The sequence below is a fragment of the Luteibacter sp. PvP120 genome, assembly GCF_054055715.1.
The window spans coordinates 157,849-171,666 of the sequence record NZ_JBSRXP010000002.1 but is presented as its reverse complement, the minus strand read 5'-3'; the positions used below and the strand labels follow the sequence as shown (position 1 = coordinate 171,666).

The following is a 13,818-nucleotide window of genomic DNA, read 5'->3' as shown; positions in this document are numbered from 1 at the left end:
GTGGGTTCAGGGCGCGAGCCACGACTCGATGTCGGCCGCGCTGAGCGGGCCGACCCGGCGTTTCATGATGTGGCCGTCCTCGCCGATGAGGACGCTGTAAGGCAGGACGCGGCGCGTATTGCCCAGCGACAGCGAACCGCCGGGCGACTGGCCGTCGATCAGCACGATCGGATAACCGACGGGCCGCTGCGCGAGGTAACGGCGTGCGTCCGCCGCGGTGTCCTCGGCCACCCCGAGGATCACGGCGCCCGAGGCGCCAGCGCCCATGCGCTCGTGGGCAGCGTCCAGCAAGGGCATCTCGCGACGGCAGGGCGCGCACCACGACGCCCAGAAATTGACCAGGATGCGTTTGCCGCGCCATTCGGACAGGCGATGCGCCGTGCCGTCCAGGCCGACGTAGACGGCATCGGGCGGCAGCTCCCCCGGCCCGGCCACCGTCACCCCCTCGGGCGGTGGCGGGTCCTGGAGACGGTGCTCGACATACCCGCCCAGCGCCGCGCCAGCAATGGCCAGCACCACGATCCAGAACGTCGGCCCGCGGGTCATGGGTGCGACGCGGTATCGAGCGCCCCGGCCACGGTGTCGTAGGTGAGCACCGTGGATAGCTTCCTGCCATCGCCGCCGCCCTTGGGGTAGACAACGTAGAGCGGCACGCCCACGGAATGGTATTGCTCCAGGAACGCCGCGATGGTCGGGTTCACGTCGGTCCAGTCGCCCTTCATGTAGACGGTGCCGGTGCGCTTGAGCAGGTCCTTGAAGGCATCGGTGTCCAGCACGGCTTTCTCGTTCGCCTTGCAGGTGATGCACCAGTCCGCGGTCATGTCGACCAGCACGGGCGTACCGGCCGCGCGCAGTTCCGCCAGCCTGGCCGGCGAGTAAGGCACCGAGCCATCGGTGGCCGTCGCCGTCGTGGTGGCGGCCGGCAAACCGTGCACCATCCAGAGGGCAGCCAGCGCGCCGGCGCCGAGCAAGGCCGTGAATACCCACGACAGCCCCGGGCGGCGGCTGCGGCCGTACCACCACAAGGCCATCGCCAGCAGCACGGCACCGACGAGCACCAGCGCCGTCGCATCGGCCCCGCGCTGCTTGGTCAGCACCCACAGCAGCCACACGGCGGTGAGGTACATCGGGAAGGCCAGCGCCTGTTTCAGGGTTTCCATCCAGCGACCCGGTCGCGGCAGCAGCCGGGCGATGGCTGGCACGAAACCGATCAGCAGGAAGGGCAGGGCGAGGCCCAGGCCCAGGGCGAGGAAGATCAGGAAGGCAACGGGCACGGACGCGGCGAACGCGAACGCGATGGCCGAGCCCATGAACGGCGCCGTGCACGGACTGGCCACCACGACAGCGAGCACGCCGGTGAAGAAGTCGCCCGAGGGGCCCGAGCGCGAGGCCAGGCCGCTGCCCAGGTTGCCCAGCGACCCGCCGATCTCGAACACGCCCGACATCGACAGGCCGACCGCGAGCATGACGTAGATCAGCAGGCCGATGGCGACCGGCTGCTGGAACTGCGCGCCCCACTGGATGCCGTGTCCGGCGGCACGGATGCCGACGATGACGACACCCAGCGCGGCGAAGGCGACCAGCACGCCTGCGGTGTACCAGAGCGCATGCTTGCGCGCGGCGGTCGGGCTCTCGCCGCTTTCCAGCACGGTGATGGCTTTCAGTGACAGTACCGGCAGGACGCAGGGCATCAGGTTCAGGACCAGGCCGCCGAGCAGGGCCAGGCCCATCGCGGCAAGGATGCCGACCGGTGCATCCGCGCCGGCCGGGACCAGGCCCTTGGGCGGCGGTGTCGGGGCGACGTCGGCGGGTGTCGTCGCCGGCGTGACGGTCGTCGCACTGGCCGGTGCGGCGACGACGACGGCGCCGGTAACCAGGTCGACATTGAGTCGGCGAGTCATCACCGGATAGCAGATGCCGTTTTCCAGGCAGCCCTGGTAGGACACGTCGAGCTGGAGCTTGCCGTCTTTCGCGGCACCCGCCAGCGGTACCGGCAGTTCCACCTGGTCGAAGTAGACGATGGTGTCGCCGAAATGCTCGTCGTGGTGCGCCGTGCCGCTGGGCCAATCAGGCTCGCCAGCGGTGACCCCGGCGGGCGATACGACCTCGATCTCGGTCTTGTCGCGGTAGAGGTAATAGTCCTTGGGCATCGTCCAGCGCAGCAGCAGCGCGTCGCCACCCTTGACCAGTGCCTCGAAGCGAAACGCCTGGTCGGCCGGGAGGGCCTGGGCATCCGTCCCGGGCAGCGTGGCGGGCTTGCCTAGCAGTGCGGCGCCGGCGCCGGGTGCCGTGGCTACCGTCGTTGTCGCTGGCGCCGCGGTATGGGCCGCCGGGATCGTCGAGGGCGCGCCGACGACGAGCTTGAGGTGCTCGGTATGCGGCGGGTAGCAGATCTTCGGCTCCACCTCGTGGCAGCCCTGGTACTGCACGTCCAGCGCCACCGTCTTCGTCGAGGCATCGGCCAGCGTGTAGGGCACGGTGGCCTGGATGTCCCCGTGGTAGATCTCCACGTCGCCCAGGTATTCGTCGTGCTTCTTCAGGCCGTCGGGCAGCGCCGGGGTACCGAGCGTCAGGGCCGCCGGATCGGTCGGCTTGATGACGATCCGCCCGCGGTAGAGGTAATAGTCCGGAGCGATGCGCCAGTGCAGCCCGACCTTGCCAGGCTGGCTGGCGTCGGCGGTGAGCTGGAACGCCTGGGTGACCGGCAGCAGGCCGTCCTCGGGATCCTGGGCAAGCGCGGGCAGCGTGGCGAGCAGCAGGACGAGGGCGACGAGGTTCCGCGTGAGGCGGGAAAGCGACGGCATGGGACTCTCCGGGAAGGCGTTGGACATTATGACCGGGCCGGCGCGCTCTGGCTTGCACGCGCCGTCCGGGCAACTATTTTCCGACCGCGCCCTTGAACCCGGCGTCCGCGCCGCCATCTGTCGAGCATCCAGAAAGACTTCCGGTTGACGTATTCTTCTGGCTAAAATTCTGGCACTCACCCTGGCCAAGTGCTAACAGGGTGGCAACAAATCCTTTCCCGTCAAACACATGTTTGGAGAAGTCATGAGCAAACTGCGCCCGCTGCACGATCGCGTCATCGTCAAGCGTCTCGAAGAAGAGCGCGTCTCGGCCGGTGGCATCGTCATCCCCGACAGTGCCACCGAGAAGCCCACCCGCGGCAAGGTCATCGCCGCCGGTACCGGCCTGCTGCTCGCCAGCGGCCAGCTCCGCCCGATGGGCGTGAAGGAAGGCGACGTGGTCCTGTTCGGCAAGTACGCCGGCCAGGAAATCAAGGTCGACGGCGAAGAGCTGGTCTTCCTGAAGGAAGACGACATCGTGGCGGTCCTGGAAGGCTGAGCTCAGCTCGCCTCGTCCACCGCGTTTTCTCTTATCTAAATATCCAAGGATTCAACGATCATGGCATCTAAAGAAGTCCGCTTCGGCGAAGACGTCCGCGCCCGCATGCTGAAGGGTGTCAACACCCTCGCCAACGCCGTCAAGGTCACCCTGGGGCCGAAGGGCCGTAACGTCGTGCTCGAGAAGAGCTTCGGCGCCCCGACCGTCACCAAGGACGGCGTCTCGGTCGCGAAGGAAATCGAACTCGCCGACAAGTACGAGAACATCGGCGCGCAGATCGTGAAGGAAGCCGCCTCGAAGACCTCCGACGTGGCCGGTGACGGCACCACGACCGCGACCGTCCTCGCCCAGGCGTTCATCCAGGAAGGCCTCAAGGCCGTGGCCGCGGGCATCAACCCGATGGACCTCAAGCGCGGTATCGACCAGGCCGTCATCGCGGCGGTCGGCGAGCTGAAGAAGCTCTCCAACCCTACCGCCGACGACAAGGCCATCGCCCAGGTCGGCACCATCTCGGCCAACTCCGATGCGAACATCGGCGACATCATCGCCACGGCGATGGGCAAGGTCGGCAAGGAAGGCGTGATCACGGTCGAGGAAGGCTCGGGCCTCGAGAACGAGCTGGACGTCGTCGAAGGCATGCAGTTCGACCGCGGCTACCTCTCGCCGTACTTCATCAACAACCAGCAGTCGCAGCAGGTTGAACTGGACGACCCGTTCATCCTCATCCACGACAAGAAGATCTCCAACGTCCGTGAGCTGCTGCCGGTGCTCGAAGCCGTCGCCAAGGCCGCCAAGCCGCTGCTGATCGTCGCCGAGGAAGTCGAGGGCGAAGCCCTGGCCACCCTCGTCGTCAACACCATCCGCGGTATCGTCAAGGTCGCCGCCGTCAAGGCGCCGGGCTTCGGCGATCGCCGCAAGGCCATCCTGGAAGACATCGCCAACCTCACGGGCGGCACGGTCATTTCCGAGGAAGTGGGCCTGGCGCTCGACAAGGCCACGATCACCGATCTGGGCCGCGCCAAGCGCGTCGTGATCACCAAGGAAAACACCACGATCATCGACGGTGCCGGCGATGCCGAAGGCATCCAGTCGCGCATCAAGCAGATCAAGGCGCAGATCGAAGAGACCTCGTCGGACTACGACCGTGAGAAGCTGCAGGAGCGCGTGGCCAAGCTGGCCGGCGGCGTGGCCGTCATCAAGGTCGGCGCCGCGACGGAAGTCGAGATGAAGGAAAAGAAGGCCCGTGTCGAAGACGCCCTGCACGCTACGCGCGCAGCCGTCGAAGAGGGCGTGGTCCCGGGCGGCGGCGTTGCGCTGATCCGTGCACTGAAGGCGCTGGAAGGCCTGAAGGGCAAGAACACCGACCAGGACCTCGGCATCGCGATCACCCGTCGCACGCTGGAGGCCCCGCTGCGCGCCATCGTCACCAACGCCGGTGAAGAAGCGTCGGTCATCGTCAACCAGGTCAAGGCCGGCGAAGGCAACTTCGGCTACAACGCTGCGACCGGTGAGTTCGGCGACATGATCGCCTTCGGCATCCTGGACCCGACCAAGGTGACCCGTTCGGCCCTGCAGTTCGCGGCCTCGGTCGCCGGCTCGATCATCACGACCGAAGCGGCCGTGACCGAAGTGCCGAAGAAGGACGACGGCGCCGGCCACGGTGGCGCGGGCGGCGGCATGGGCGGCATGGGCGGCATGGACTTCTAAGTCCCTGCCTTCCGGCTTGCTCCATGAGAGGCCCCGCGCAAGCGGGGCCTTTTTTATGCGCCGAGCAAATGCGTCTACCGATCAACCGTTTGCTATGTGCACGGCCTTAAACGCCTGGCGATCGGGCTTGCGATCCGCGGCGGGGAAGGCTTATCTGGGCGCTCATCCCACGCGCAGGAGCGCTATCCATGGCAAGGAAAGGCCGGTTTTGGTTGTTCATCGTTTTGACGTTGTCCGTCGCCTGTACACGGCAACCATCCCGCCCACCGCAGGCGCAGTCCGCAGGCGACGACGTCGCCGCCGCGCTCAACGCCCGTTATGACGACGTTCGATCGGTCTGTGACGGTGGCCAGCGTGCCGCGTACTTCTGCAGTGGCGTACTGATACGCAATGCGGCTCTGGGAGCGAGCTATCACTTCTGGAATCCTCGCCCCGACGACGAGTACTACGGTGTGTCGTTCAGTTATTTTCGCCGCGACGTCGGTTCGCGTGAACTGTTCGGCCAGACGGCAGGCTTCATCGCCGTACCCGCGGATCGCTGGAGCGAGGACGGTGGCTACGTGTGGCAGATGAAGTGCTCGTTTCCGTACGACGCCGTTACGAGCCTGGAGCGCGGCCCCTACGGATGCGGTGCCAGTGCGGATTATCCGGTCGACAGCCGGCCCTGCGCCGAGCAAGGCATCGTGACCACGCAAGCCTTCGCACAGCACTACCTCTCAGTGGCGCCCGAGCCGGAGAATCCACCCGATGCGTTTCGCCGTCGGGCATTGCACCAGTGCTCGTTCGGCGTGGATACCTTCTCGTTCGAGCTCAGTATCCTCGCTCGTCAGGGCGGCCGACTGGAGATTCCCTCGAGGCGTTACATGGAACTGATGATCGCGGAGTGGCCGCAGGACATTCCGGCCCGTCTGCCGATCGAGGCCATCTTCTACGCAGCCGAGCGTGGTGCCGCCGGCGTCGAGGAAGCGCGTAAGGGGCAGCGGGATTTCGCATCCGCGACAGGGCGTGTAGTGCCCATCGTGAAACTGGAAGGAAACGATGCCGTTCCCCCATTCAATTACAGCGAGAACGACCAGGCGCCTGAGCTCCGCCCTCGCTGATGTCTCGTTAGGCCAGGTGACGGGAGGATGACTCCTCCGGGTGGGCAGCATCGCCACCCGTCCTTTCGGAGTCATCGCCGGGCAAGCCCTGTCAGGCCATGGGCTCAGTACGAGATCGTGGCCGATGTCGCCGTGGTGCTCAGGCCGTAATTGCACTGGGGATTGATGCCGGAGGTGTTGCTGCCCTGCCACGGGGGCGACGCGACGCGCGTGTTGTTGCGGTCATACACCTGGATGTTGCGAAAGGTGATCGGGCCGCCGGGATACTCGCCGCAGGTGGAGACGTTGTAGACCTCCAGCACACCGCCGAAGACCCAGGTCAGGTCGGCATACGGGTTGGTGGTCAGCGAACTGGTCTTGCCCGTGGTGGTGTTGCGCGAGTCGATCTTCCACGTGGCGCACGCTTGGCCCGCCGCACAGGTGGAGTAAGTGTCGCCCACCACGGTATCGCCCGCGCTCGCCGGAATCGGATCGCTATGGAAGGTGGTGCCGTCGACACAGCAGTTCCAGCTGGCCAGCGTCCAGGCCTTGTCGTTGTAGCCGTTCCAGCCCAGTACCGGTTGGAGGATGGACTTCACCGTGGGCAGCTGTTCCAGGCCGGGGAAGAAATAGATGACCTGGTCGTCTTTCGTCGTGGGGGCGCTCGGCACCGTCCACGTGGCAACGATGCGGCCGATCGGTTTGCTGCTGGTGTAGTTCGCCGACTGCACCCAGCCGCTCTGTTCCGGTGGCGGCGTCGCCGTGCTGCGCAGCGTGCGCCGACCGTCGGCTTCGATGCGTTCACCCTGCAAGGTGTAATTGGCCTTGCCGCAGGTGGCTGCTTTTTCCATGGTGCCCGAGGCGCGGCGGATCATGCCGTTCGTTTGCAGTTCGTCCCCGGCATGCACGGTAGCCACGCAATCGGGGGAGAAATAGCCATTGGGTGTGACGACGTAATCGTCGGGGATGCCGGCCGGTTTGGCGCTGTCCGGCATCGTACCGACGCGGGTGAGCTGGGCCAGCGGTACCAATGTCGGCGTATCCGCCGCGGCGGCGCCCGCCGCGAGGGAGAACAGGGCAGCGATCATGCCTGCGCGCACCACGACCTTGCCGATGGAAGCGAACCTTTTCATGCGTACGACTCCTGCGTTGAAAGGGCGTCGTCCCTGTGCCGTCGACCAACGGTGGTCGGCGCGCGTCCCCCCGGCTCCCGCACCGCCATGGGTGCAAAACCAAGCTATCGCTGCGATGACAGGTGTTTCGTGATCCAGGGCACCGATAGCCGGCAGGGGCCTGCAATCACGCTGTAAATTCGGCACGCCTTCGCATTATGTTGCGAAAGCGGATCATTGCCCGGCGCCGGCTCCCGCCGCGGGTTCGGCATCGCCCTGACGAGGGGGAGTCGTCCCTGCGTCGGCAGGCGCATAGCTGGCTACCAGCGGATCAAGCTTGCGCTTCATCCGGAGCATCGCGATGTTCTTCATCGACGTGTCGGTGAACGCCAGCCCGGCGTCCTCGGCTGCCTCTTTCGCATCCGGGGCATGGGTCAGCGATGCCAGCTGCTGGCCCACAACCTGGGTGAGGGCGAAGTAGGGATCGTCGTGTATGCCGGCCTGCTCCAGCAGTTTGCCAGGCAGCATCCACGCCGCGAGATCGGCCTTGACGGGGGCCGGACCATCGCCGTGCGCGTCGATCAGCACGTAGGGCACGGTCTGCGTCAGCATCGTGTCGCCGTTGACGAAGCCGGCCTTGTCGTAGGTTTCGACCAGGGCGGGCAGGTGATCGCCATAGAACAGCAAAAGCGTCGGGCGCTCACGCTGCTTGAGCAGGGCGGCGAGACGTCCCAGCTCCGCGTCGGCGTGACGCATGTGATAGATGTAGTTGCGCAGCTGCAGCTTGGCATCGTCGCTGATGCCGTCGGGCACGGCGATGGCGTCGCGTTCCTTCGTGTCGATGTTCACCGACTTGTCGTACGGACCGTGGGCTTCCATGCTGATGGCGAAGACGAAGCGCGGCGGGCCGGCATCCTTCAGCTGGCTCATGATCTCGTCGGTCATCGCGCTGTCGGCCATGTACTCGCCGTCCTTGCGGAAATCCTTCGGGAAATCCGGCTGCGACACGAAGCGGTCGAAGCCCAGCGACTTGAATGCCGCGGTGCGGTTCCAGAACCCGGCGTCGTTGCCATGCACCGCGACGGTCTCGTAACCGTGCGAGCGCAGGACACGGACCATGCCCGGCATCACGCCCGCCTGCATCTGCAGGTAAGGAAACTGCATGGTCGGGAAGTAACGCAGCGACAACCCCGTCAAGACCTCGAACTCCGTGCGGATGGTGCCGCCGCCGAACGTTGGCACGTGCAGTTGCCCCGTGCTGGCGTGCTCGGCCAGGCGATGCAGGTTCGGCGCGAAGTCCTCGTGCTCGATCCCGCGGATGACACCGGGGTCGAAGAAGGATTCGCTCTGGATCACCACGATGTCCGGCGTCTGGCGTGCGTTGGTGGCGGCGCCGGCCATGTGCTGGCGCAGTTGGGCATCCGTGGCGGCAAGGAACTGCTGCGCCTCGGCCGGATCGGCCTTCTGCTTCCTGCCGGCATTCTGCAGGCGGAACTGCATGAGGGTGGTGACCACGCCGTTGTATCCGGCATTGGACGCGGCGGACCACGGCTGCATGCCCAGGCGGTCCTTGTTGTACATCGCCGACCAGGCCGGCACCCCCGCGGCCAGCGTGCCGATCAACGCGAACAGGGCCAGCCCGGAGACCAGGCGGCGGCCATGGGTGCGCCTTGCGAACAACGGTGGCTCGACGCGGGCGACCAGGACGATCAGCGCGACGACGCCGAGGATGGCCAGGTAGGGCAACGGGCTGGCGGGCAGGTAGCCGCCCAGGAGGTGCAGGCCGCCGTTCTTCAGCTGGCCCACCATGCGGAAATCGGCCGGCAGCAGGGGCGAGCCCAGGTTCTTCATCTTGATCGCGCTGACCGCCAGCACGGCACCCTGGACGAGGAAGGCGATGCCGAAGGACAACCAGGCGCGACGGGTGAGCACCAGCAGCAGCGAGGCCAGCAACAGCCCCGGCAGCGCATTGGCGAACAGGTGCCAGGGGCGCTCCGCCCACGCGCTGCTGGCGACGCCGGGATTGCCGTCGAGAAACCCCGTATAGAGGACGAACGCGACCGCCAGGCACAGCGGCAGGGCGACCCGTCCGGCGATGTCACGCCCATGTGATGAAAGGAGAGTCATAGCGTCCTCGTATCGCGCCCCTGTCGTGAGGGGATCGGGACTGTAACGTAATGGACATGAACCGGTTGTCAGGCGGTCATCGAAATGTCATGACAAAAAAGGTCATGATTCGCAAGAAAAACCTCAGTTTTGCGAACCCGGCCGCGACCGGTCCGCCTCGGGCACAATGACCATCCCATGAATGCTTCCACGCCAGCGCCACGCGAGAGTCCCGAACTCCGCGCCCTCATCGACCACCGCTATGCCGACGTCATGGCGGCATGCCGCGCGGCGCGCGTGCCGCTGCACGACGACGCCGGCGTGGCCGAGCGCATCCGCCGCACCTTGCTGGCCTCGGATTTCGCGTTCGATGTGCTGCGTCGCCAGCCGGAACTGCTGGCGCCTGCCGGCCTGGAACGCCTCCGCGGCAATCCGGATGCCAGCACCCGTGCCGCCTCGCTCGACCTGCCGGCCGACGAGGAGCGCAGCATGGCCATGCTGCGTCGTTTTCGTCACGCCGAGGCGTTGCGTATCGTGTTCCGCGACGTCAATGGCCTGGACGATGTGGACGACACCCTGGCCTCCACCAGCGCGCTGTACGAAACGTTGTTGTCGGCCGCCCTGCGTTGGTCCGAGCAGTCGCTGCACGCGCGCTACGGCCGCCCGCGCGACCCCGCCGGCGTGGAGCAGCGCATGGTGGTTGTCGGTTTCGGCAAGCTGGGCGGCAACGAGCTGAATTTTTCCTCCGATATCGACCTCGTGCTGGCCTACGCCTCCGGTGGCGAGACCGATGGCGCGCGCCCCCTCGACAACGGCGAGTACTTCATCCGCGAGACACGCCAGCTGGTGCGCCTGCTCGCCGAACCCACCGTGGACGGCATCTGCGCCCGCGTCGACCTGCGCCTGCGCCCGTTCGGCAACGCGGGGCGCCTGGCGCTTCCGTTCGCCGCGATGGAGCAGTACTACCAGCGCGAGGGCCGCGACTGGGAACGTTATGCCTGGATCAAGGCGCGTCCCGTGGCCGGCGACCGGGTCGCGGGCCGCGAACTGCAGGACATGCTGCGGCCGTTCGTGTATCGACGCTACCTCGACTACACGGCGTTCGCCGGCCTGCGCGAGATGAAGTCGCTGATCGATGCCGAGGTCGCACGCAAGGACCTGGCCGGCAACCTCAAGCTGGGGCCGGGCGGTATCCGCGAAATCGAATTCGTGGTGCAGCTCACCCAGATGATCCGCGGCGGGCGCGACCCCGCCCTGCGCGTGCGCGGGCTGCTGCCGGCCCTGCGTGCCTGCGAGGCGAAAGGTTACATCCCGGCGGCGCGGGCAAAGCTGTTGCGCGAGGCCTACCTGTTCCTGCGCCTGCTGGAGAACCGCGTGCAGATGCTGCGCGACGCGCAGACGCACGATATTCCCGACGACGAGCTGTCGCGCGAGCGTCTTGCCCTGGGCATGAATTACCCCTCGTGGAACGCGCTGGCGGAGGTGCTGGCCGGCCATCGCGATGCGGTGTCCGCCGAGTTCGCCGCGGTGCTGGTGCCGGAGGCCGGCGGCAAGGCGGTGGCGCCGGCGGCCGACGTCGAGTTATGGAACGCCGCCAGAGACGAATCACTCGTGGGCGAGACACTGGAAGCATCGGGTTTTCGTCCGGGCCACGATGTGGCCGCGGAGCTGGTGAAGCTGCCACGCGCGGCGTCGGTGCGATCGATGTCGGCACGCTCGTCCGAGCGGCTGGAGCGATTGATGCCGCAGCTGATCGGCGCGGCCCGGGGCAGTGCCTCGCCAGCGGCCAGCCTGTTGCGCATGCTTCGTCTCGTGCAGGCCGTGGCGCGCCGTTCGTCTTACCTGGCGCTGCTGGATGAGCAGCCCAGCGCGCGTCGCCGCGTGGCGCATGTCTTCGCCGACAGCGCGTTCCTGGCCGAGCGTGTCATCGCGCAACCGCTTCTGCTCGACGACGTGCTCGATCCGCGCATCGACCAGTTACCGCTGAAGCGCGCGGACATCTCGGCGGAGATGGCCCGCTCGCTCGGCACGCTGGACGAGCGCGACGCGGAGCACGAGCTGGAGCGCATCAACGAATTCCGCTCCAGCATCGCGTTCCGCCTCGGCCTGGCGTTCAACGACGGGCGGGCCGACGCAACGGCTACCGCGCGGCGCCTGGCCGGCCTGGCAGAGGCGGTGGTCGCGGCGGTGCTCGCCCTGGCCACGCGTGAACTGACCGCGCAGCACGGGCGCCTTCCCGGCGAGGGCAGCGGTTTCGCGGTGCTGGGCTATGGCAGCCTCGGCGGCGAGGAACTGGGTTTCGCCTCCGACCTCGATCTGGTGTTCGTCTACGACGGCAAGCGCGCCAACGCGATGAGCGACGGTCCACGTCCGGTCGACGGCACGCGCTGGTACCAGCGACTGGCCCAGCGGGTCATGCACTGGCTGAGCGCGCAGACCCACGCCGGCAAGCTCTACGACGTGGATACGCGCCTGCGCCCCGACGGCTCCAAGGGCTTGCTCGTGGCCAGCGTGGACGCCTTCGAGGCCTACCAGCGCGACCGTGCGTGGACCTGGGAGCACCAGGCGCTGCTGCGTGCCCGGCCGGTGGCGGGGGATGCGCGCGTCGGTGGGCTGCTGGCCGAGATCCGACGGGACATCCTTGCCACGCCGCGTGACGCCGCACGCGTCCTCGCTGAGGTGAGCGCGATGCGTGCGCGCTGGCGCGGCGAGCGCGATCGTTCCGACGGGGGGCATGTCGACCTGAAACAGGGCGGCGGCGCCTTGATCGACATCGAGTTCATCCTGCAGGGCATGGTGCTGGCGCATGCCGCCACGTGCCCGGCCATCCTGGATACGCCGGCCAGCAGTCCGCTGATCGACGTGCTGCGCGAGCAGGGCCTGCTGAGCCAGGCGCAGGCCGATACGCTGCATGTCGCGCATGCCGACCTGCTCCAGGCCGGCCTCGCCTGCACGCTGGACCTCCGTTCGCGCATCGCCACGCGCACGCCCTCGCTGGATCGGGTGCTCGCCGGGGTGACCCAGGTGGCGGGCGAGCTCGGTTTCGCCTTCGCCGCCACCGACGCGGCGTCCCGCCAGGCTGTCTGAAGATGGCGGCCGGCGTTATGCTGTGCGGCCGTCCACGGACCGATACCCCGATGACCCGACTGCCGCTGCTGATCGACACCGACCCCGGCGTGGACGACGCGCTGGCCATCCTGATGGCCCATGCGCACACCGATGTGACCGCCCTGACGGTTGCCGCCGGTAACGTCGGCCTGGGCCACACGGTGCGCAACGCCTGCACCCTCGTGGAGCTGATCGGCGCCACCACGCCGGTGTTCGCCGGTTGCCCGTCGCCGCTGGTGCGCGCCCCCGACGAGGACGCCGCGTTCGTGCATGGCGCGGACGGCTTCGGCGATGTCGGCTTCGCCGAGCCGGCCCACACGGCGCATGCCGAGCACGCGGCCCTCGCCCTGATCCGCCTGACCCGCGAGCGCCCGGGCGAGCTGACCCTGGTGGCGCTGGGACCGTTGACCAACCTGGCCCTGGCCGTGCGGCTCGATCCCTCGTTCCCCTCGCGCGTCAAGCGCCTGGTCGTCATGGGCGGCGCGGTGACGGGGCACGGCAACACCGGCCGGATACCCGCCGAGTTCAACATCGGCTTCGATCCGGAAGCCGCGCACGTCGTGTTCGAGGCCTTCGAGGGGTTCGACCTGGTCGACTGGGAAGCGACGGTCCGCCATGCCTTCCCCGACGAGGTCTACGACGGCTGGGTATCGGCGGGCGACCACCGCGCCGCCTTCTTCGAGAAGATCTTCGGCACGGCGCGCCGTTTCAACGCCGCCCACGAGCGCACGGGTTTCATCGCCGCCGACGCGCTGGCCATGGCCGTGGCGCTGGACCCCGCGATGATCGTCCGGGCGGAAACCCGCCATGTCGCCATCGAACTGGACGGGCGGCTGACCCGCGGCGCCACCGTGGTGGACTGGCAGGGCCGGCTGGGTGGGCGCCCCAACGCCCGGGTGGTGCTGGAAGTCGACCAGGATCGCTTCGGCCAGCTGATCGCCGGCGCCCTGGGCGCCGCGCCGACGGCGTCCGCCTAGGTATCCCTGCCCGCCGGTTGCGAAGGCCCGGGGTGCGGGCTACAATGCCGCTCTTTTCACCCCGCTATTTCTCAGGTTCAAGCCATGAAAGAGAACATCCATCCGAAGTACCAGCCGGTGGTCTTCCAGGACCTTTCCTCCGATTTCGCGTTCCTGACGCGTTCGACGATGTCCTCGAAGGACACCGTCAAGTGGGAAGACGGTAACGAATACCCGGTGATCAAGCTCGATATCTCGAGCCACTCGCACCCGTTCTATACCGGTAAGCAGAAGACGCTGGACGTCGGCGGTCGCGTCGACAAGTTCCGTCAGCGCTACGGCAAGAAGTAAGCAGCGACATCATCCGCGCGCCGCCTGCGGGGTGGCGTGTCGCGAGGATAGACGACA

At 67.4% G+C, this 13,818-nt stretch carries 10 protein-coding genes; 6 read left to right on the top strand and 4 right to left on the bottom strand.

Annotated features, from left to right (window positions below):
- Positions 1 to 6: 6 nt before the first annotated feature.
- Entirely contained in the window at positions 7 to 546 is a 540-nt protein-coding gene (locus ACVKN3_RS04635) for a TlpA family protein disulfide reductase (protein WP_285405147.1), read from the bottom strand.
- Positions 543 to 2,804 (bottom strand): protein-disulfide reductase DsbD family protein, encoded by a 2,262-nt coding sequence (locus ACVKN3_RS04630; protein WP_354513852.1) that lies wholly within the window; start codon positions 2,802 to 2,804, stop codon positions 543 to 545. The genes ACVKN3_RS04635 and ACVKN3_RS04630 overlap by 4 nt, the downstream gene beginning before the upstream one ends.
- A gap of 244 nt (positions 2,805 to 3,048) precedes the next feature.
- Here ACVKN3_RS04630 and ACVKN3_RS04625 point away from each other — a divergent pair, with 244 nt between their 5' ends.
- The 3 genes from ACVKN3_RS04625 (at position 3,049) to ACVKN3_RS04615 (ending at position 6,149) form a co-directional block, all read left to right on the top strand.
- A complete protein-coding gene (locus ACVKN3_RS04625; RefSeq protein ID WP_036110126.1) occupies positions 3,049 to 3,342 on the top strand; it encodes a co-chaperone GroES in 294 nt (97 codons plus the stop codon).
- Between the two features lie 60 nt (positions 3,343 to 3,402).
- Positions 3,403 to 5,049: a chaperonin GroEL gene (gene groL, locus ACVKN3_RS04620; RefSeq protein ID WP_285405152.1), complete on the top strand. Its 1,647-nt coding sequence runs from the start codon at positions 3,403 to 3,405 to the stop codon at positions 5,047 to 5,049.
- 212 nt (positions 5,050 to 5,261) lie between these two features.
- Positions 5,262 to 6,149, top strand: a complete 888-nt coding sequence (locus tag ACVKN3_RS04615) for a hypothetical protein (RefSeq protein ID WP_354513855.1) — start codon at positions 5,262 to 5,264, stop codon at positions 6,147 to 6,149.
- A 104-nt stretch (positions 6,150 to 6,253) separates the two neighbouring features.
- On the opposite strand, the gene ACVKN3_RS04610 is transcribed toward ACVKN3_RS04615, so the two are convergent.
- Both ACVKN3_RS04610 and ACVKN3_RS04605 read right to left on the bottom strand, forming a co-directional pair.
- Positions 6,254 to 7,261: a hypothetical protein gene (locus ACVKN3_RS04610; protein WP_354513857.1), complete on the bottom strand. Its 1,008-nt coding sequence runs from the start codon at positions 7,259 to 7,261 to the stop codon at positions 6,254 to 6,256.
- Between the two features lie 213 nt (positions 7,262 to 7,474).
- Entirely contained in the window at positions 7,475 to 9,367 is a 1,893-nt protein-coding gene (locus tag ACVKN3_RS04605) for an LTA synthase family protein (RefSeq protein WP_354513859.1), read from the bottom strand.
- 177 nt (positions 9,368 to 9,544) lie between these two features.
- Here ACVKN3_RS04605 and glnE point away from each other — a divergent pair, with 177 nt between their 5' ends.
- The 3 genes from glnE to ACVKN3_RS04590 all read left to right on the top strand — a co-directional run bounded on the left by glnE (position 9,545) and on the right by ACVKN3_RS04590 (position 13,761).
- On the top strand, positions 9,545 to 12,433 hold the full coding sequence (gene glnE / locus ACVKN3_RS04600) for a bifunctional [glutamate--ammonia ligase]-adenylyl-L-tyrosine phosphorylase/[glutamate--ammonia-ligase] adenylyltransferase (RefSeq protein ID WP_354513861.1): 2,889 nt from the start codon (positions 9,545 to 9,547) through the stop codon (positions 12,431 to 12,433).
- Between the two features lie 50 nt (positions 12,434 to 12,483).
- Positions 12,484 to 13,431: a nucleoside hydrolase gene (locus ACVKN3_RS04595; protein ID WP_285405162.1), complete on the top strand. Its 948-nt coding sequence runs from the start codon at positions 12,484 to 12,486 to the stop codon at positions 13,429 to 13,431.
- A gap of 84 nt (positions 13,432 to 13,515) precedes the next feature.
- On the top strand, positions 13,516 to 13,761 hold the full coding sequence (locus ACVKN3_RS04590; protein ID WP_036137903.1) for a type B 50S ribosomal protein L31: 246 nt from the start codon (positions 13,516 to 13,518) through the stop codon (positions 13,759 to 13,761).
- Positions 13,762 to 13,818: the final 57 nt, after the last annotated feature.